Source organism: Pantoea sp. Ap-870, assembly GCF_011752515.1.
In the GTDB taxonomy this organism is placed as follows: domain Bacteria; phylum Pseudomonadota; class Gammaproteobacteria; order Enterobacterales; family Enterobacteriaceae; genus Pantoea; species Pantoea dispersa.
This window is the reverse complement of record NZ_VWXG01000008.1, coordinates 106,536-126,771: the sequence shown is the minus strand read 5'-3', so window position 1 is coordinate 126,771 and position 20,236 is coordinate 106,536. Positions and strand designations below refer to the sequence as shown.

Annotated in this window: 13 protein-coding genes; all 13 read left to right on the top strand. The window is 60.1% G+C overall.

The genetic code is table 11. The features are described from left to right. Positions 1-86: 86 nt before the first annotated feature. The 13 genes from F3J41_RS18390 (at position 87) to F3J41_RS18330 (ending at position 20,217) form a co-directional block, all read left to right on the top strand. A complete protein-coding gene (locus F3J41_RS18390; protein ID WP_166712000.1) occupies positions 87-4,967 on the top strand; it encodes an alpha-2-macroglobulin in 4,881 nt (1,626 codons plus the stop codon). A gap of 6 nt (positions 4,968-4,973) precedes the next feature. Continuing rightward, positions 4,974-7,292: a peptidoglycan glycosyltransferase PbpC gene (gene pbpC, locus F3J41_RS18385; protein ID WP_371815500.1), complete on the top strand. Its 2,319-nt coding sequence runs from the start codon at positions 4,974-4,976 to the stop codon at positions 7,290-7,292. A gap of 169 nt (positions 7,293-7,461) precedes the next feature. Continuing rightward, positions 7,462-7,893, top strand: coding sequence for a nucleoside-diphosphate kinase (gene ndk / locus F3J41_RS18380; protein ID WP_021506555.1), 432 nt, complete (start codon positions 7,462-7,464; stop codon positions 7,891-7,893). A gap of 187 nt (positions 7,894-8,080) precedes the next feature. Continuing rightward, positions 8,081-9,250 (top strand): bifunctional tRNA (adenosine(37)-C2)-methyltransferase TrmG/ribosomal RNA large subunit methyltransferase RlmN, encoded by a 1,170-nt coding sequence (locus F3J41_RS18375; RefSeq protein WP_021506556.1) that lies wholly within the window; start codon positions 8,081-8,083, stop codon positions 9,248-9,250. Positions 9,251-9,325: 75 nt separating this feature from the next. Further along, positions 9,326-10,060 carry a type IV pilus biogenesis/stability protein PilW gene (gene pilW, locus F3J41_RS18370; RefSeq protein ID WP_058770850.1) on the top strand — a complete coding sequence of 245 codons (735 nt, stop codon included), beginning with the start codon at positions 9,326-9,328 and terminating at the stop codon, positions 10,058-10,060. After that, on the top strand, positions 10,050-11,072 hold the full coding sequence (gene rodZ, locus F3J41_RS18365; RefSeq protein ID WP_166711998.1) for a cytoskeleton protein RodZ: 1,023 nt from the start codon (positions 10,050-10,052) through the stop codon (positions 11,070-11,072). Before pilW ends, rodZ begins: the two co-directional genes overlap by 11 nt. Positions 11,073-11,110: 38 nt before the next feature. Next, positions 11,111-12,232, top strand: coding sequence for a flavodoxin-dependent (E)-4-hydroxy-3-methylbut-2-enyl-diphosphate synthase (ispG, locus tag F3J41_RS18360; protein ID WP_021506559.1), 1,122 nt, complete (start codon positions 11,111-11,113; stop codon positions 12,230-12,232). 105 nt (positions 12,233-12,337) lie between these two features. Next, positions 12,338-13,612 carry a histidine--tRNA ligase gene (gene hisS, locus F3J41_RS18355; protein WP_166711996.1) on the top strand — a complete coding sequence of 425 codons (1,275 nt, stop codon included), beginning with the start codon at positions 12,338-12,340 and terminating at the stop codon, positions 13,610-13,612. Between the two features lie 39 nt (positions 13,613-13,651). Next, positions 13,652-14,269 carry a YfgM family protein gene (locus tag F3J41_RS18350; protein WP_021506561.1) on the top strand — a complete coding sequence of 206 codons (618 nt, stop codon included), beginning with the start codon at positions 13,652-13,654 and terminating at the stop codon, positions 14,267-14,269. A gap of 19 nt (positions 14,270-14,288) precedes the next feature. Beyond that, positions 14,289-15,470, top strand: a complete 1,182-nt coding sequence (gene bamB, locus F3J41_RS18345) for an outer membrane protein assembly factor BamB (protein ID WP_058758300.1) — start codon at positions 14,289-14,291, stop codon at positions 15,468-15,470. Positions 15,471-15,646: 176 nt separating this feature from the next. Next, on the top strand, positions 15,647-17,137 hold the full coding sequence (gene der, locus F3J41_RS18340; RefSeq protein WP_021506563.1) for a ribosome biogenesis GTPase Der: 1,491 nt from the start codon (positions 15,647-15,649) through the stop codon (positions 17,135-17,137). An 84-nt stretch (positions 17,138-17,221) separates the two neighbouring features. Next, positions 17,222-17,449 (top strand): zinc ribbon domain-containing protein, encoded by a 228-nt coding sequence (locus F3J41_RS18335; protein ID WP_104094083.1) that lies wholly within the window; start codon positions 17,222-17,224, stop codon positions 17,447-17,449. A 329-nt stretch (positions 17,450-17,778) separates the two neighbouring features. Next, positions 17,779-20,217 carry a glucose/quinate/shikimate family membrane-bound PQQ-dependent dehydrogenase gene (locus tag F3J41_RS18330; protein ID WP_166711994.1) on the top strand — a complete coding sequence of 813 codons (2,439 nt, stop codon included), beginning with the start codon at positions 17,779-17,781 and terminating at the stop codon, positions 20,215-20,217. Positions 20,218-20,236 lie beyond the last annotated feature (19 nt).

Here is a 20,236-nt window from a genome sequence, read left to right as displayed (position 1 = left end):
AGGGTAACATTGCTAAAGTTGGCGGCTTGATGTGAAATTGCGCAGCACAACACGTTTAACCTTTTGGGGCTGGTGAGGGAATTACCATGGCAAGATGTGTAAAACGACTGCTGTTCAGCGTGCTGATCGGCGGCGCATTACTGGGCGGCGTGCAGCCGTCGCTGCAGGCGGCTGATACGCCTGCGCCGCAGGCCGCGACACGCGCTCTCGCGGTGATCGATCTTTCCGAACTGCAGCTGGACGGCGCGGCGGCGCTGGTACTGACCTTCAACCGCGCGCTCGACGGTCAGCAGGATTTCAACCATTGGATCAGCCTCACCGACGACAGCAGCGGTAAGGTCGACGGAGGCTGGGAGCTGGCGCAGAACGGCAAAGTGCTGCGCTTCCGCCATCCGCAGCCAGCGCGCAAGCTCACCGTCACCGTCAATGCCGGCCTGAAGGCCGCGGATGGCAGTGCCTTAGCCAGCCCATTCAGCCAGACACTCACCACGCGCGACATCCAGCCGATGGTCGGTTTCGCCAGTCGTGGCTCGCTGCTGCCGCTGCGCCTGGCGCAGGGCCTGCCGGTGCTGGCGCTCAACGTTAACCAGATCGATGTTGATTTCTTCCGGGTGAAAAATGCCACGCTCGCGGATTTTCTCGCCCAGTGGAATTACGGCAACAATTTGTCGTACTGGGAATCGCGCGATCTGCTGAAAAACGCCGATCTGGTTTACAGCGGCCGCTTCGATCTCAACCCGGCACGCAATACGCGGGAAAAAATGCAGCTGCCGCTCGGCGACGTCGCGGCGCTGAAACAGCCGGGTGTTTATCTGGCGGTGATGAAACAGGCCGGCACCTACAACTATACGCAAGCGGCGACACTGTTCTCGTTAAGTGACATTGGATTGTCGCTGCATCGCTTCCCGGGCCAGCTCGAACTCTTTAGCCAAAGTCTTGCCAGCGGTGCGCCGTTAGAAGATGTCACCATTCAGCTACTGGATGAGAAAGGCCAACAGCTGGCGACTGGCAGCAGCGACAGCGAGGGTCATTTGCGTTTAGCGGCTAACGCCAAAGGCAAGCTGCTGCTGGCGACCAGTAAAGGCCAGACTTCGCTCATCGACCTTAATCGCCCGGCGCTGGATCTGGCCGAATTCCCGATTGATGGCCCGCAAGGCTACGACAAACAGTTCTTCATTTTTAGCCCGCGCGATCTCTATCGCGCCGGCGAAACGGTCATCGTTAATGCGCTGCTGCGCGATGCCGATGGCAAACCACTGCCGCCGCAGCCGGTGAAAGCTGAAGTGGTGCAGCCGAATGGTGAAGTGGCACAAACCTTCGTCTGGCAACCAGAGAACGGCGTTTATCAACAACGTTTTGCCTTACCGGCCTCGGCGATGACCGGTAAATGGACGCTGCGTATTAACAGCGGCGACAACCAGCCGCGCAGCTGGCCGTTCAATGTAGAAGATTTCCTGCCCGAACGGATGGCGCTGTCGCTTAAAAGCAACACTCAGCCACTGTCGCCAGATGCCGACGTCACCTTCGATATCGAAGGTCGCTATTTGTATGGTGCGCCAGCGGCAGGCAACGAACTTCAAGGCCAGCTGTTCCTGCGTCCGGCGCGTGAAGCGGTCGCTGCGTTGCCAGGTTACCAATTTGGCGACATCACTGAAGAACTGAAACGAAGCCTTGATGATGTGGATGAAAAGCTGGACGACAGCGGCAGGTTGCAGCTTAAGGTCGAAAGCAGCTGGGCGGAGAGCCACTCTCCGCTCAACCTGATTTTGCAGGCCAGCCTGCTGGAGACCGGCGGTCGTCCGGTAACGCGGCGCGCCACGCAAGCGATCTGGCCTGCGGCCGCGCTGCCGGGCATTCGTCCGTTGTTTAACAGCGAATCGGTGTACGACTATCGCACCGATCGTTATAACGATGAGCCAACCGTGCCGGAAAACAGCCTCGCCGAATTTGACGTGGTGTACGCCAATGCGCAGGGCGAAAAGCTGGCGGCGCAGGATCTTGATGTGCGTTTGATCCACGAACGTCGCGACTACTTCTGGAGCTTCTCCGACAGCGAAGGCTGGCAGTCACGTTACGATGAAAAAGATCTGCAGGAAGAGCAGCAGCGCATCAGCATTGCGGCGGGCGGCAGCCAGAAAGTCAGTTTCCCGGTAGAGTGGGGCACCTATCGTCTTGAAGTGCATGCCGGTGACAACATCGTCAGCAGCGTGCGTTTCCAGGCAGGTTACTGGTGGCAGGACAACACCAACGGCACCGGCGCGCTGCGTCCGGATCAGGTCAAACTGAAGATCGACAAAGCCGCCTATCAACCCGGCGACACCGCGCGTGTCACGGTGGAATCCCCGGCGGCTGGCAAAGGCTATTTGCTGGTGGAGTCGAGCAGCGGCACCTTGTGGTGGCAACCGCTGGATGTGCCAGCGGGCGGCGCTACCATTAATGTGCCAGTCAGTGCGGAGTGGAAACGCCACGATCTGTATCTTAGCGCGATTGTGGTGCGCGACGGCGACAAAGCGAACGGCACTACGCCAAAACGCGCGGTCGGCTTGTTGCATCTGCCGATGGCAACCGCCGCGCGCCGCCTGACGCTGGCGCTTGAGGCACCGGACAGGATTCGGCCGGAACAAACTGTGCAAGTGAAGGTTAAAGCCCGCCGCGAGGGCGGTGCGCTGCCGCAGCAGGTACAGGTGTTGCTGTCGGCGGTGGACAGCGGCGTGCTGAGCATTACCGACTATGCCACCCCCGATCCGTGGAACGGCTTCTTTGGCCGCAAGCGCTACAACGCCGATCAATATGACGTATTCGGACAGTTGATTGAGGGCGGTGGCAAACTGGCGGCGCTGCGTTTTGGCGGTGACGGGGATGATGCCGATGCGCTGTCGCGCGGCGGTAAAAAGCCGGTCACCGAGGCGCAGATTGTGGCGCAGCAGCTGCAACCGGTGACGCTGGATGCCAGCGGCGAGGGCACGCTGGAACTGCCGGTACCGGCCTTCAACGGCGAGCTGCGGCTGATGGCGCAGGTGTGGAGCGAAGACAGTTTCGGCGCGGCGGATCGTAAAATGGTGGTCGCCGCACCGCTGGTAAGCGAACTGGCGACGCCGCGCTTTCTTGCCAGCGGCGATCAATCAACACTGGCGCTGGATTTGACCAACCTCACCGATCAACCTCAAACGTTGAACGTCGCGGTCAACGCAAGTGGCTTGATTGCACTCAACGGCCAAATCCCGGCCAGGGTGCAGCTGGCGAAGGGGGCGCGAACCACGCTGGCGATTCCGGTTAAAGCGCAGGACGGTTTTGGTGAGGGCGACGTGCAGGTGACCGTTTCGGGGCTGAGCCTGCCGAATGAGACGCTGGCACCGAGCGTGCGCCGCTGGAAGATTGGCGTGCGTCCGGCTTATCCGGCGCAAACCCTGAGTTTCGATAACGTAATGAACAGCGGACAGCGCTGGCAGGTGATGGCAAGCGCGTTCAACGGCCTGCAGGCCAGCACGCTGAGCGGCCAGCTGTCGCTAAGTTCTCAGCCGCCGCTGAATATCGCCAGCTACATCAGCCAGCTTTACGCTTATCCCTATGGCTGTCTGGAGCAGACCGCCAGCGGTATCTGGCCTTCACTCTTCACCAATCACGCCCAGCTCAGCGCGATGGGCATCAAAACCAGCAGTGATGAGGCGCGCCGCGCGGCAATTGACACCGGCATTGCGCGCCTGGCCGGCATGCAGCGCGGTAACGGCAGCTTTGGCCTGTGGAGCAAAGAGAGCAGCGAGGAGTTCTGGCTCACCGCTTACGTCACTGACTTCCTGCTGCGCGCCAGCGAAGCAGGCTACAGCGTGCCGGAGGGCGTGATTAATCGCGCCGACCAGCGCCTGCTGCGTTATTTGCAGGATCCGGCGCAAATCGAAACCAGCTGGAGTAGCGATGCCGATGCGCTGCGTTTTAGCGTGCAGGCCTATGCGGGGCTGGTACTGGCGCGTCAGCAGCAGGCGCCGCTCGGCGCGCTGCGGGCGCTGTATGACCAACGCGCCCAGGCGAAGTCCGGACTGGCGCTGGTGCAGCTTGGCGTGGCGCTACAGCAGATGGGCGATACGCAGCGCGCGCAGCTGGCGCTGATGCAGGGCATCGCGCTGCAACGCCAGCCTGACATGTGGCTGGGCGATTACGGCAGCCCGCTGCGTGACCGCGCGCTGACGCTGGCGCTGCTGAGGGAAAATCAGCTGCTGCCGGCGCAGCAGGGGCCATTGCTGATTGAACTGGCGCAAACGCTGCACGGGCAGCGCTGGTTCTCCACTCAGGAGAACAATGCGCTGTTCCTCGCCGCGCGGACGCTGCAGCAGCATCCGGGTGAAGTCTGGCAGGCCACGCTGCAGGACCAGCCGCTGCGCAGCGATCGGCCGCTGAGTCTCGGGCTGAGCGCGCAGCAGTTGCAGCAGGGCCTGACGCTGACCAGCGACACGCCGTCGCCGCTGTACGGCACGCTCAATGTGGTCGGCTATCCGCGCACTGCGCCGTCACCGGTCAGCAACGTGCTCAGCATCAGTCGCGAATACTTCACGCTGGACGGCAAACCGGCCGATCTCAATAACCTTAAGAGCGGTGAGCTGCTGGTGGTGCGGCTGAAGGTGGGCGCCAGCCAGCGCGTCAGCGATGCGCTGGTGGTGGATCTGCTGCCGGCCGGGCTGGAGCTGGAAAATCAAAACCTGAGCGACAGCAGCGCCAGCCTGGGCGACAGTGCCGATGCGCTGAAAGAGAGCATGATGGACATGCAGCAGGCCAACATCAAACATCTTGAGTTCCGCGACGACCGCTTTGTCGCCGCGCTGGCGCTGGATGGCTACACCCCCGGCACGCTGCTGTATCTGGCGCGCGCGGTGACGCCGGGCAGTTACCGTCTGCCGCCACCGCAGGTGGAGTCGATGTATGTGCCCGCGTGGCGCGCCATCGGCACCACGCCGGAAAAACTTCATGTGCGTTAAGCACCCGTGACGCAGCGCCACCGACGCCTGTGCGGGCTGGCGCTGCTGTTACTGCTGCTGATGGGCGCAGTATGGCTGCTGGACCGGCTCGATCCGCTGCCGCTGCGCCAGTTACAGCCGGCGCGGGTGGTGGTAGCGGAAGATGGCACGCCGCTGTGGCGCTTTGCCGATCGACAGGGGGTGTGGCGCTATCCGGTGACGCTGGACGAGGTGTCACCGGCCTATATCGAGGCGCTGCTGACCTACGAAGACCGCTGGTTCTGGCACCATCCCGGCATTAACCCGCTGGCGATAGTGCGCGCCGTCGGGCAAAACCTGCTGCAGCACGGCATTGTCTCCGGCGGCAGCACGCTGACCATGCAGGTGGCGCGGCTGATTGATCCGCAGCCGCGTACCCTGCGTGGCAAAGTGGTGCAGGCGTGGCGCGCGCTGCAGCTGGAGTGGCATCTGTCGAAGCGCGAGATCCTGACGCTGTATCTCAATCGCGCCCCGTTTGGCGGCACGGTTGAGGGCGTCGGCGCCGCCAGCTGGATGTGGCTGGGTAAACCGGCGTCGCAGCTTACCCGCGGCGAGGCGGCGCTGCTGGCGGTGCTGCCGCAGGCACCCAGCCGTTTACGCCCGGACCGCTGGCCGCAGCGCGCTGAAGCTGCCCGCAATAAAGTGCTGGATCGCCTGGCGCAGTATCAGGTGTGGCCGGCGCATACCGTCGCCGAAATCAAACAGGAGCCGGTATGGCTGCCGCCGCGCCAGCTGCCGCAGCTGGCACCGCTGCTGGCGCGCCGGCTGCTGTCGCTGTCGCCCGACAGCAAAATTACCTCCACGCTGGATGTGTCGCTGCAGCGCGAACTGGAGAACCTCGCTGCGTCGCTGCAAACCCGGCTGCCGCCGCGCACCTCGCTGGCACTGCTGGTTGTTGACCACAGCAGCATGAAGGTGCGCGGCTACGTCGGCTCGGTGTCTTTCAATGACGACAGCCGCTTTGGCCATGTGGATATGATTGCCAGCGTGCGTTCGCCGGGATCGCTGCTCAAGCCGTTTGTCTACGGCATGGCGCTGGATGATGGCCTGATTCATGGCGAATCGCTGCTGCAGGATGTGCCACGCCGCTTTGGCGACTATCGTCCCGGCAATTTCGACAGCGGCTTTCACGGCCCGGTCAGCGCCAGTGAAGCGCTGCAGCGTTCGCTCAATCTGCCGGCGGTGCAGCTGCTGGAGGCGCTTGGACCGAAAAACGTCGCCGCGCGGCTGCGCAACGTCGGCCTGAATCTGCGCTTTCCGGCGGGTGGTGAACCGAATCTGTCGCTGGTGCTGGGCGGCACCGGCGCGCGGCTGGACGACATTGTCGCCGCCTACAGCGCCTTTGCCCGCCACGGTAATGCTGCACAGCTGCGCTGGCTGCCACAGCAGCCGTTGCTGCAGCGCCCGTTACTGTCGCCCGGCGCGGCGTGGATTGTGCGCCGCATTCTCGCCGGTGAGGCACAGCCTGCCGCCAGCGGGGCGGTCGCCGATATCGTGCCGCTGGCGTGGAAAACCGGCACCAGCTACGGTTATCGCGATGCCTGGAGCGTCGGTATCACGCCGCGCTATCTGATTGGCGTCTGGGTGGGCAGGCCGGATGCTACGCCGGTTGCCGGCCAGTTCGGTTACGCGTCGGCGGTGCCGGTGATGCAGCAGGTTAATCACCTGCTGGCGGGACACCTGCCGGCGCGCGGCGTGCCCGGCGATCCGCGCCCGGCGACGGTCAGCGCCGTCAGTATCTGCTGGCCCGGCGGCCAGCCGTTGCCCGCTGGCGACGAGAACTGCCGGCAGCGGCGTTACAGCTGGGTGCTGAATCAGACCGTGCCGCCAACGCTGCTGGCGCCGGGTCAGGAGGGCGTCAATGGCTTACGCCAGCGCTTCTGGCAAAACAGCAAAGGGCTGCGCGTGGCGGCGGATTGTCCGGATGCGCAAAGCCGGGAACGCGTGATGTGGCCGCTGCCGCTTGAGCCGTGGCTGCCACCGGGCGAACGGCGGGCGCAGCGCCTGCCGCCGATGGATGTGACCTGTCCGCCGCTGAATCAGGGGGACAGCGCGCCGCTGCTGGTAACCGGCGTGATCAATGGCCAGCGCGTGCAGCCGCTGCCCGGTAAGGTCGTATTGCTGCTGCCGGTGGCGGTGCAGGGCGGGCAGGGTATGCAGCGCTGGTGGTTTTTAAACGGGCAGCCGGTGGAGCTTGCTGCGGGAAAAAGCAGCGCCTCGCTGGTGCTGCGCGAGCCCGGTCGTTATCAGCTGGTGGTGATGGATGAGGCCGGGCAGCTGGCTTCGGTGTCTTTCACGCGCGGCTAAACGCAGCGCTATGGCATATTTTTTGCGTGTTTGCCCCGACAGAAATCAATTATTTTCAATAATTCCTCTCTTCACTCATAGGCAAGGCGCACCGATCTCCCTATAATCGGCGCGTTTTCTTACCGGGAGCGGGTTCCCGGTTTCTTCAGGATGCTAATCAGAGGTAATCATGGCAATCGAACGCACTTTCTCCATCATCAAACCAAACGCCGTCGCTAAGAACGTGATTGGTGCTATCTACAACCGTTTCGAAAGCGCTGGCTTCAAAATCGTTGGTGCGAAAATGCTGCACCTGACCAAAGAGCAGGCTGAAGGCTTCTACGCGGAGCACAAAGGCCGTCCGTTCTTTGATGGTCTGGTTGAGTTCATGACTTCTGGCCCGGTTGTGGTATCTGTTCTGGAAGGCGAAAACGCTATCCAGCGTCACCGCGATCTGATGGGTGCAACTAACCCGGACAACGCGCTGGCCGGTACGCTGCGTGCTGACTACGCAGACAGCTTCACCGAAAACGCCACCCACGGTTCTGACTCTGCAGAATCTGCGGCACGCGAAATCGCTTACTTCTTCGCAGAAAACGAAGTCTGCCCACGTACCCGCTAAGTGCGCGGTAGCGGATGCGGACAGACGTCTTTACACCTTGTAACCGGTGGCTAAGACGTTCCCCTGGCATCACGCAGCAGATGTAGTACAATTATGCGCCCTTGTTGAGCCTGGCTCAGCGAGGGCGCTGTTTTTTTCCTATTCTTAACCAGAGCCGTAACGTGTAACAACGAGGCCAGAGAACATTATGTCCGAACAGATTGTGACGCCGTCGTCCGCTTCCCCCGTGGTTGTTTCCCCGAAAAACGAAAAAATTAACCTGCTGGATCTTAACCGTCAGCAGATGCGCGAATTCTTTGTTGAGATGGGCGAAAAACCGTTCCGTGCCGATCAGGTCATGAAGTGGATGTACCACTACTGCTGCGATGATTTCGAGCAGATGACAGACATCAATAAAGTGCTGCGTGGCAAGCTGATGCAGCGCGCTGAAATTCGTGCGCCGGAAGTGGCGGAAGAGATGCGCTCCAGCGATGGCACCATCAAGTGGGCGATTCGCGTCGGCGATCAGCTGGTGGAAACCGTGTATATCCCGGAAGCCGACCGCGCCACGCTGTGCGTCTCCTCGCAGGTAGGCTGTGCGCTGGAGTGTAAATTCTGTTCGACCGCGCAGCAGGGCTTTAACCGTAACTTGCGCGTGTCTGAAATCATCGGTCAGGTATGGCGTGCGGCAAAAATTATCGGTGCCGCTAAAGTGACCGGCCAGCGTCCGATCACCAACGTGGTCATGATGGGCATGGGTGAGCCGCTGCTTAACCTTACCAACGTGGTACCGGCGATGGAGATCATGCTGGATGACTTCGGTTTCGGTCTCTCCAAACGTCGCGTGACGCTGTCGACCTCGGGCGTAGTGCCGGCGCTGGACAAGCTCGGCGATATGATCGACGTGGCACTGGCGATTTCGCTGCATGCACCGAATGACACCATCCGCGATGACATCGTGCCAATCAACAAAAAGTACAACATCGAAGCTTTCCTGGCGGCGGTGAAGCGCTACATTGGCAAATCCAACGCCAATCAGGGCCGCGTAACGATTGAGTACGTGATGCTGGATCACGTCAACGACAGCACCGAACACGCGCATGAGCTGGCGGCGCTGCTGAAAGAGACGCCGTGCAAGATCAACCTGATTCCGTGGAACCCCTTCCCGGGCGCGCCGTATGGCCGCAGCTCGAACAGCCGTATTGACCGCTTCTCCAAAGTGCTGATGGAGTACGGTTTCACCACCATCGTGCGTAAAACGCGCGGCGACGACATTGATGCCGCCTGTGGTCAGCTGGCCGGCGATGTTATCGACCGCACCAAGCGTACGCTGCGTAAAAAAATGGCCGGTGAAGCCATCTCTGTGAAGGCGCTCTGAAAGATCGCGCCCGCTGCTACGCATCGGGCGTCAGGCATGGCAGTCTCTGCGCTGAACTGACAGGGAGAGACTGAGATGCGTAAAGGATTACCCGCCGCGCTGCTGGCCGGCTTTGTTGTAACCGGGTGTGTCGAAGCACCGGCGCGGCACGGCGCGGCCGATATCCGCCTGCAGCTGGGATTGCACTATCTGGCGGTGAAGGATTATGCCGCGGCGCAGCGCAATTTGCTGCGCGCGCAGCAGGCCGCGCCGCGCGATTACCGGGTGCCGCTGGCGCTTGCGCGCGTCGCGCAGGCACAGCAGAATAACGCCCGGACGCGCCATTACTACCAGCGCGCGCAGCAGTTAGCGCCGCTGAATGGTTATGTGGCTAACAATTACGGTGCGTTTCTCTGCGGTTTGAGGCAGTATGACGAAGCGCATCAACAGTTTAAGCTGGCAACTGAAGCGCAGCACAGCGACGCCGCTCAGGATGCCCTGCTGTTTTCGGGCTATTGTTACCTGCAGGCGGGAGAGGATCGCGCCGCGCGCCAGCAGTTCGATCTCGCGCTGGATGCCGCACCGGAGCAGGGCAGTATGCTGCTGACGGAAGTGGAACGACGGCTTGAACAGCAGCAGTGGGCTTCAGTGCCGCTGCTTTTAGAAGTTTACCATCAGCATTTGCCGGCAACGGCAGAGAGTCTGGGGTTACAGATACGTTTCGCCGCGCAACAGGGAAACGCTGCTGACGTTACACGTTATGGCGACCGGTTGGCGCGAAGTTTTCCACAATCGATACAGTACCAGCGTTATTTAGCTAATGAATACTGAAGCCACTCAAGAGAATTCTGCAGTACATTCCACAGGTGAACGCCTGCGTCTGGCCCGTGAGCAGATGGGGCTGACCCAGCAAAACGTCGCTGAGCGCCTGTGCCTGAAACTTTCTACCGTGCGTGATATTGAAGAGGATAAATCCCCGGCGGATTTGGCCTCGACCTTCCTGCGCGGCTACATTCGCTCTTATGCGCGTCTGGTGCATGTACCTGAAGATGATCTGCTGCCGATGATGGCGAAGCAGGCTCCGGTGCGTGCGGCGAAAATTGAGCCGATGCAGAGCTTCTCACTGGGTAAGCGTCGTAAAAAGCGTGACGGCTGGTTGATGATCTTCACCTGGCTGGTGATTTTCGTGGTGGTCGGCCTGACCGGCGCCTGGTGGTGGCAGAACCATAAAGCCTCGCAGGCGGATCTGGTGTCGATGGCTGATCAGAACGGCAGCAGCAGCGACAACAGCCAGTCGATTCCGCTGGGTGACAACAGCACGGACAGCGCCGCCGACAGTGACACTAACGCGGCCGGTACGCCGATTGACACCGGTGCCGGTGCGGTCAGCACGCCAGACAACGCGGGCAGCACTAATACTGCGCCAGCAGCGACCAGCAGCAACACGGCAACCAGCAGCGACAACGCGGTGGTGTCGCCGAGCCAGGCGCCGATTGATAACGCACCGCCAGCGGCCACCTCACCGGCGCCGGCCAACAGCGTGCCGGCAGGCTCAATGCCAACCGGTACCGCTGCCGTCAGCCAGCCCGCAGGCGATCCTAACGCCGTGGTGATGAACTTCAAAGCTGACTGCTGGCTGGAAGTCACCGATGCGACCGGTAAGAAGCTGTTCAGCGGATTGCAACGTAGCGGCGGTAAACTCAGCCTGTCCGGCACCGCTCCGTATCGTCTGAAAATTGGCGCTCCGGGTGCGGTTGACGTGCAATATCAGAATCAGCCCGTTGATTTAAGTCGTTTTATCCGTAATAACCAGGTTGCCCGTCTGACGCTGGGTGCGCAATAACGCGCAGCGCGCTTTCCGGGTAATTGTGGAGAGAGAATATGCATAACGAAGCACCCATTATCCGTCGCAAATCTACACGTATTTACGTCGGCAAGGTGCCGGTTGGCGATGGCGCACCTATCGCCGTTCAGTCAATGACCAACACCCGTACCACGGACGTCGAAGCCACGGTGAATCAGATCCGTCAGCTGGAGCGCGTCGGCGTGGATATCGTGCGTGTGTCCGTGCCCACCATGGATGCGGCGGAAGCCTTCAAACTGATTAAGCAGCAGGTCAACGTGCCGCTGGTAGCGGACATTCACTTTGACTACCGCATCGCTCTGAAAGTGGCCGAGTACGGCGTCGATTGCCTGCGCATTAACCCGGGCAACATCGGTAACAACGAGCGTATTCGCCAGGTAGTGGATTGCGCCCGTGACCACAATATTCCGATCCGTATTGGCGTTAACGCCGGTTCGCTGGAAAAAGATCTGCAGGAAAAATACGGTGAGCCAACGCCGCAGGCGCTGCTCGAATCCGCGATGCGTCATGTTGATCACCTCGATCGCCTCAACTTTGACCAGTTTAAAGTGAGCGTCAAAGCCTCCGATGTGTTCCTGGCGGTGGAATCTTACCGTCTGCTGGCAAAAGCCATCGATCAGCCGTTGCACCTTGGCATCACCGAAGCCGGTGGCGCGCGTGCGGGTGCCGTGAAGTCGGCAATTGGCCTTGGCCTGCTGCTGGCGGAAGGGATCGGCGATACGCTGCGCATTTCGCTGGCCGCCGACCCGGTTGAAGAAGTGAAAGTCGGCTACGACATCCTGAAATCACTGCGCATCCGCTCACGCGGCATCAACTTCATCGCCTGCCCGACCTGTTCGCGCCAGGAGTTTGACGTCATTGGCACGGTGAACGCGCTGGAAGAGCGGCTGGAAGACATCATCACGCCGATGGACGTCTCGATCATTGGCTGCGTTGTGAACGGTCCCGGCGAAGCCACGGTCTCGACGCTCGGCGTCACCGGCGGCAACAAGAAGAGCGGTTTCTACGAAGATGGCGTGCGCCAGCGCGATCGCCTCGACAACAATGACATGATCGATCAGCTGGAAGCGCGCATCCGTGCGAAAGCCACCATGCTGGACGAGAGCCGCCGCATCAACGTGCAGCAGCTGGAAAAATAAAGGACGGTGTGCGCCCGGCGCACGCCAGTTGTGATTGAACCTGTGCGGTTTCATCCTCATAAGGTATGATGCCGGACAGGTTTTTTTGTATTAAGAGATTCTAACGTGGCGAAGAATATTCAAGCGATTCGCGGGATGAACGATTACCTGCCGGCAGATACCGCCATCTGGCAGCGTATTGAGGGCACCCTGAAGCAGGTGCTGGCCAGCTACGGCTACAGTGAAATCCGTTTGCCAATCGTCGAGCAAACCCCCCTGTTCAGCCGCGCGATCGGTGAAGTCACCGACGTGGTTGAAAAAGAGATGTACACCTTTGAAGACCGCAACGGCGAGAGCCTGACGCTGCGTCCGGAAGGCACCGCAGGCTGCGTGCGCGCCGGTATCGAACATGGTCTGCTGTACAATCAGGAGCAGCGCCTGTGGTACATCGGTCCGATGTTCCGCTACGAGCGTCCGCAGAAGGGGCGCTATCGCCAGTTCCACCAGATGGGTGTGGAAGTGTTTGGCCTGCAGGGGCCGGACGTGGACGCCGAGCTGATCATGCTGACCCATCGCTGGTGGAAAGCGCTGGGTATTGCTGACCACGTTGAGCTGGAGCTGAACTCCATCGGTTCACTGGAAGCACGCGCCAACTACCGCAGCGCGCTGGTGGCCTTCCTCGAACAGCATAAAGAGGTGCTGGACGAAGATTGCAAACGCCGCATGTATACCAATCCGCTGCGCGTGCTGGACAGCAAAAATCCGGATATTCAGACGCTGCTTAACGACGCGCCGACGCTGGGTGAATTCCTCGACGAGGAGTCACGTGAACACTTCAGCGGCCTGTGCGCGCTGCTCGACGATGCCGGCATCAAATACCGCATCAATCAGCGCCTGGTGCGCGGCCTCGACTACTACAACCGCACCGTGTTCGAATGGGTGACCAGCAGCCTCGGCTCGCAGGGCACCGTGTGCGGCGGCGGTCGCTATGATGGTCTGGTGGAGCAACTGGGCGGCCGCGCGACGCCGGCGGTCGGTTTTGCCATGGGGCTCGAGCGTCTGGTGCTGCTGGTGCAGGCGGTGAATCCGGAATTTGAACCGACGCGCATTGTTGATGTCTATGTTATCGCTTCGGGGCAGGGCGTGCAGTCCGCCGCGATGCAACTGGCGGAAAAACTGCGTGATGCCGACCCGGCGCTGAAGCTGATGACCAACTTCGGCGGCGGTAACTTCAAGAAGCAGTTTGCCCGTGCAGACAAGTGGGGCGCACGCATTGCGCTGGTGCTGGGCGAAGACGAAGTGAAAACGGGCCAGGTGGTGATTAAAGACCTGCGCACCGGCGATCAGCAGACGCTGGCGCAGAGCGACGCCGCCGCGACGCTGCACACGCTGCTGCAGTAAGCGCAGCACTGCAACAGGCATTTTAAGGAGAGGGATTGCGTGGAAGTTTACAGCAACGAAAACGAACAGGTTGATGCGCTGCGTCGCTTCTTTGCCAATAATGGCAAAGCACTGGCGGTCGGGGTTATCGTCGGTATCGCTGCACTGGGTGGCTGGCGTTTCTGGAGCAGCCATCAGGAAGGAGCGGACAAAGCCGCGTCGGCGCAGTATCAGCAGCTGACCAGCGCCATGCAGGCAGACAAGCCGCAGACGCTGGAAGCGGTCGCCAGCTTCGCCAGCGAGAACAACAACACCTACGGTGCGCTGGCCGCGCTGGATCTGGCTAAACAGTACGTTGCCGCCAATCAGTTAGACAAAGCCATCACGCTGTTACAGAGCGGGCTGAAAGACACCAAAGATGCCAATCTGCAGGCGGTGATCAACCTGCGTCTGGCACGCATTCAACTGCAGCAAAATCAGGCAGATGCCGCCCTTACTACCCTGAACAATGTGAAGGGTGATGGCTGGACAGCCATTGTGGCGGACATTCGTGGCGAAGCACTGCTGAGCAAAGGCGATAAGCAGGGCGCCCGCGATGCCTGGAGCAAAGGTGCGGAATCGCAGGCTTCTCCTGCGCTGAAGCAGATGCTGCAGATGAAGATGAATAACTTAAGTTAAGCCAGTCAAGAGAGCGCACATGGAATTACGTAAATACCTGCTGCCAGGGCTGATGTCAGTCACTCTGCTCAGCGGTTGCTCGCTGTTCAGCGGCGAAGAAGATGTAGTGAAAATGGCCCCGCTGCCGAAGGTTGAAAACCAGTTCACGCCGGAAACCGCGTGGAGCACCTCGGTCGGTGACGGCGTGGGTGATTTCTACTCCAATCTGCATCCCGCCTGGCAGGACGGCACCGTGTATGCCGCCGACCGCTTCGGTATCGTGAAAGCGCTCGACGCCAGCAACGGCAAAGAGAAGTGGAAAGTGAACCTCTCTGAGAAGACCGGCTTCTTTTCGAAAAACATTTCGGCACTGCTGTCTGGCGGCATCACGGCCAATGGCGATCGCCTCTACATCGGTAGCGAGCGGGGGCAGGTATTTGCCCTGAACAGCAGCGACGGCAGCATTGCCTGGCAGACCAAAGTGGCCGGTGAAGCACTGTCGCGTCCGGTGGTCAGCGATGGTCTGGTGCTGATTCACACCAGCAACGGTATGCTGCAGGGGCTCGATCAGAGCAGCGGCGCGGTGAAATGGAGCGTGAATCTGGATATGCCAGCGCTGTCGCTGCGTGGTGAATCGGCGCCGGCAGTAGCGTTCGGCGGCGCGATTGTTGGCGGCGATAACGGTCGCGTCAGCGCGGTGATCATGAACCAGGGTCAGCTGATCTGGCAGCAGCGTATCTCCCAGCCAAGTGGCGCGACCGAGATCGATCGTCTTAACGATGTCGACACCACGCCGGTTATCGTCAATGGCGTGGTCTATGCGCTGGCCTACAACGGTAACCTGACGGCGCTGGATCTGCGTTCCGGTCAGATTCTGTGGAAGCGTGAAATCGGCGGCGTCAAAGATCTGATCGTCGATGCCGGTCGTATCTATCTGGTGGATCAGGATGACCGCGTGATTGCGCTCAACGCCGATGGCGGCGTGGCGATCTGGCGTCAGAGCGATCTGCTGCACCGTAACCTGACGTCTCCGGTGCTGTTCAACGGTTACCTGGTGGTCGCCGATAGCGAAGGCTACGTGCACTGGATCAACACCCTGGACGGCCGCTTTGTGGCGCAGCAGAAACTGGACAGCGATGGCTTCCAGACCGAGCCGGTTGTGGCCGGTGACAAGCTGCTGATCCAGGCAAAAGGCGGTGAGGTCTACGCCATCACCCGTTAAGGCGATGGCCCGACGGGCAGCGTTTCGCACGCATTGATACGGCTCCTGATTCGTCAGGGGCCGTTCTGTTTTTAGTCAGGCATGATATTCTTGGCGCCTGCGGCCTGAACCTGACGGCAAATGCCGTTATAATCACGCCATTCGGGCGATTTATTTTTAAAACTGAGGCAAGTGTTATGGTACCTGTGGTCGCGCTGGTTGGGCGTCCCAATGTGGGGAAATCCACGCTGTTTAACCGCTTAACGCGCACACGTGATGCGTTAGTGGCCGATTTCCCTGGACTGACTCGCGATCGCAAATATGGTCGCGCCGAAGTGGAAGGGCGCGAATTTATTGTTATCGATACCGGCGGTATTGATGGCACCGAGGAAGGCGTGGAAAACCGCATGGCGGAGCAGTCGCTGCTGGCGATTGAAGAGGCCGATGTGGTGCTGTTTTTAGTTGATGCGCGTGCTGGCGTCATGCCGGCGGATCAGCAGATCGCCAATCATCTGCGTTCGCGCGATAAAGCGACGTTCCTCGTTGCCAACAAAACTGATGGTCTCGATCCGGATGCTGCGGTGCTGGACTTCTACGCGCTCGGCCTGGGTGAGATTCACCCGATTGCCGCGTCGCACGGTCGTGGCGTCACCAGCCTGCTGGAAACCGCGCTGCTGCCGTGGATGGATGACATCGCGCCGCGGGAAGTCAGCGAAGAGGACGAAAACGAAGCCTACTGGGCCGCGTTAGCCGCCGAAGAGAACGGTGAAGCGCTGGAGGAAGAAGAGGAAGAAGCCTTCGATCCGACCGGTCTGCCGATCAAACTGGCGATTGTCGGGCGTCCGAACGTAGGTAAGTCAACGCTCACCAACCGTATCCTCGGTGAAGACCGTGTGGTGGTGTACGACATGCCGGGCACCACGCGCGACAGCATCTACATTCCGATGGAGCGTGATGACCGCGAGTACATTCTGATTGATACCGCGGGCGTGCGTAAGCGCGGCAAAATCACTGATACGGTGGAAAAATTCTCCGTCATCAAAACGCTGCAGGCGATTGAAGATGCCAACGTGGTGATGCTGGTGATTGACGCGCGTGCGGGCATTTCCGATCAGGACCTGTCGCTGCTCGGCTTTATCCTGAATAGTGGGCGCTCACTGGTGATTGTGGTCAACAAGTGGGATGGCCTGTCGCAGGAGATTAAAGATGAAGTGAAAGAGACGCTGGACTTCCGTCTCGGCTTTATCGACTTCGCGCGCGTGCACTTTATCTCGGCACTGCACGGCAGCGGCGTGGGCAACCTGTTTGAATCCGTGACCGAAGCGTACGACTGCTCGACCAAGCGCGTAAATACCTCCATGCTGACGCGTATCATGAACATGGCTGCTGACGACCATCAGCCGCCTCTGGTGCGTGGCCGCCGCGTGAAACTCAAATACGCGCATGCCGGTGGTTATAACCCGCCGATTGTGGTGATTCACGGTAATCAGGTGAAGGATCTGCCGGATTCCTACAAGCGTTATCTGATGAACTACTTCCGCCGCTCGCTGAACGTGATGGGAACGCCGATTCGCATCCAGTTTAAAGAGGGCGATAACCCGTATGCGGGCAAACGTAACCTGCTGACGCCAACCCAGCAGCGTAAGCGTAAGCGTCTGATATCGCATCTGAAGAAAAACAAACGCTAAACATGATGAGGGCCCGGATGGGCCCTCTTTTTATGGCGTAACATCCGGTTTATCACGATCCTCAGCCACGATTCCGGAGTCATCATGCTCACCCCATGCCCTCACTGTCAGCAACCGCTCACTTACAGCGAACAACGCTTCGACTGCCCGCACTGCCAGCGTCATTTCCCCGCGCTGGCCTGCTGTCCCGACTGCCAGCAGCCGCTGCAGGTGCTGAAGGCGTGCGGTGCCATAGATTATTTCTGTACCCACGGTCACGGCCTGATCTCCAGCAGGCGCGTGCATTATCGCCCGGAAGACGTCATCGAATGAGGGTTTGCGATAGCGCGAAGTGGCGCTGGCTGCTCGCTTCGCGCTGCGTTTGTAGCAAAAATGCTATTGCCCAGTAACCACCGCGTTATGGATGTTCACTTTTAATTGTACCGGATGGTACAATCCTGCCCGCCTTGTCGCGAATGCCAGCGGATGTTGATCCTGCGGCCTCGCTCACAAGCGCTGCATAACGGGCGTAGCTCCCGTACCAACAGATATAAAATAAAGCGTAACGGATAACTTCCTGTCCCTGCTCAGTCAGGAAGACATTGACCGGCTGCTCCCGCATTCCGGCCGCCACGCGTTATTTTTTCAGGAGAGTTTGTGTTATGGCAGAAAATTCCGCTCGTCCCGGTAAAGGGTTGAGTCTCTGGTCCGTGTTATTCGGGCTGGTCCTGCTGGCGATCGGCCTGTTCTTCGCGATCGGTGGCGGTAAACTGGTGGCCCTGGGCGGCAGCTGGTACTTCCTCATTGCCGGTATCGTCATGTTACTGTCGGCGATTCAGTTCTTTCGCCGTAAATCCTCGGCGGTTACGCTGTTCATTCTGGTCTTCGCCGGTACGCTGATTTGGGCGCTGTACGATGCTGGCTGGCAGTTCTGGCCGCTGGTGTCGCGCCTGATGGTGCCGGCCGGCCTGATGGTGCTGGCATTTATTACCTGGCCGGCGCTGCGTAAGCGTGAAGGCAAGGCCTCGCTGGCGAAGCTTTCATATGCGCTGTCAGCGGTGATTGCCGTTTGTATGGTGGTCACCTTTGTCCAGATGTTCCAGCCGCATCCGACAGTGGCTTTCACCGGCAAGCAGCTGCCGTTGATCCCGGTAGATAAAAGCAAACCGCAGCAGGACTGGAGCAGCTACGGCCGTACGCCGCAGGGTGACCGTTTTGCCGCTATCGACCAGATTACCCGCGACAACGTGAAAGACTTGCAGGTTGCCTGGACGTTCCATACCGGCGACACGCCGATCAGCCCGACCGGTAACGGTGCAGAAGATCAGGAAACGCCACTGCAGGTGGGTAATACCCTGTATCTGTGTACGCCGCACAACAACGTGATTGCGGTGGAAGCCGACAGCGGTAAGCAGATCTGGAAGCGCGAAATCAATGCGCAGGCGCAGGTGTGGAACCGCTGCCGTGGTCTGGCGTACTTTGATGCCACCAAACCGGTACAGCAGCCAACGCAGCCGGGCTCCACGCCGGTGCCAGCGGTAACGCTGGCGGCGGGCGATAGCTGCCAGCGTCGCATCCTGATGAACACCATCGATGCACGTCTGATTGCCATCAATGCCGATAACGGCGAGCTGTGTGAAAACTTCGGCAACCACGGTGTGGTCGATCTGAAGCAAGGTCTCGGCAGCGCGCCGGACCCGCAGTATCAGCTGACCTCGCCGCCGCAGGTGGCAGGCACCACGGTTGTGGTGGGCGGTCGCGTCGCGGATAACGTACAGACAGACATGCCTGGCGGCGTTCTGCGTGGCTTCGACGTCATCACCGGCCAGATGCGCTGGGCGTTTGACCCGGGCAATGAAGATCCGAATGCCGTGCTGATGCCGGGTAAAGATTACACCCGCAGCACGCCAAACTCATGGGCGCCAATCTCTTACGATCCGGCGATGAACACCGTGTTCCTGCCGATGGGCAGCTCGTCGGTGGACCTGTGGGGTGCCAACCGTACCGCGCTGGATCACAAATATGGCGCGTCGGTGCTGGCGCTGGATGCCACCACCGGTAAAGAGAAGTGGGTGTATCAGACGGTCCACAATGACCTGTGGGACTTCGACCTGCCAATGCAGCCGAGCCTGGTGGACTTCCCGATGAAGGATGGCACCACCAAACCCGCGGTGGTGATCGGCGGGAAAACCGGCATGATCTGGGTGCTGGATCGCCTGACCGGCAAGCCTTTGACCAAAGTTGAAGAGCTGCCGATGCCGCAGGGCCATATCCCGAACGAGCAGTACACCAAAACTCAGCCGCACTCGGTAGAAATGCCAAACATTGGCAATCAGAAACTGACCGAGTCAGACATGTGGGGTGCTACGCCGTTTGACCAGCTGGCTTGCCGTATTGCTTTTAAAGGCATGCGTTATGACGGCCTGTTCACCGTGCCGGACACCGATGTTTCGCTCAGCTTCCCGGGCTCGCTCGGTGGCATGAACTGGGGCAGCATCTCGTTCGATCCGAACAACCAGTACATGTTCGTTAACGATATGCGTCTCGGCCTGTGGGTGCAGATGATTCCGCAGGACACCACCAAATCGGCTGCCAGCAACGGCGGTGAAGCCATCAACACCGGCATGGGTGCGGTACCGCTGAAAGGCACGCCGTACGCAGTTAACAAAAACCGCTTCATGTCGCCGCTGGGCATTCCATGCCAGGCACCGCCGTTCGGTACGCTGTCGGCCATCGACATGAAGACCCGTCAGATTGTGTGGCAGGTGCCGGTGGGTACGGTGCAGGATACCGGTCCGTTTGGTATCAAAATGCATGCGCAGATGCCGGTCGGTATGCCGACGCTGGGCGGTACGCTGGCAACCCAGGGCGGTCTGGTATTTATTGCCGGCACCCAGGATTACTACCTGCGCGCCTTCGACAGCTCAACCGGTAAAGAAGTGTGGAAAGCACGTCTGCCGGTGGGCAGCCAGGGCGGACCAATCAGCTATGTTTCGCCGAAAACCGGCAAACAGTACATCCTGATCTCCGCAGGCGGTGCGCGTCAGTCACCGGATCGCGGTGATTACGTGATTGCTTACGCGCTGCCCGACAGCAAGTAAGCCGCAGTAAAAGAAAGGC

Bases quoted from the DNA above. Each gene is read 5' to 3' on its own strand.
- F3J41_RS18390 (WP_166712000.1), top strand. From the start codon at position 87: ATGGCAAGATGTGTAAAACGACTGCTGTTCAGCGTGCTGATCGGCGGC.
- rodZ (WP_166711998.1), top strand. From the start codon at position 10,050: ATGAATACTGAAGCCACTCAAGAGAATTCTGCAGTACATTCCACAGGT.
- der (WP_021506563.1), top strand. From the start codon at position 15,647: ATGGTACCTGTGGTCGCGCTGGTTGGGCGTCCCAATGTGGGGAAATCC.
- F3J41_RS18375 (WP_021506556.1), top strand. From the start codon at position 8,081: ATGTCCGAACAGATTGTGACGCCGTCGTCCGCTTCCCCCGTGGTTGTT.
- pilW (WP_058770850.1), top strand. From the start codon at position 9,326: ATGCGTAAAGGATTACCCGCCGCGCTGCTGGCCGGCTTTGTTGTAACC.
- ispG (WP_021506559.1), top strand. From the start codon at position 11,111: ATGCATAACGAAGCACCCATTATCCGTCGCAAATCTACACGTATTTAC.
- bamB (WP_058758300.1), top strand. From the start codon at position 14,289: ATGGAATTACGTAAATACCTGCTGCCAGGGCTGATGTCAGTCACTCTG.
- F3J41_RS18335 (WP_104094083.1), top strand. From the start codon at position 17,222: ATGCTCACCCCATGCCCTCACTGTCAGCAACCGCTCACTTACAGCGAA.
- F3J41_RS18330 (WP_166711994.1), top strand. From the start codon at position 17,779: ATGGCAGAAAATTCCGCTCGTCCCGGTAAAGGGTTGAGTCTCTGGTCC.
- ndk (WP_021506555.1), top strand. From the start codon at position 7,462: ATGGCAATCGAACGCACTTTCTCCATCATCAAACCAAACGCCGTCGCT.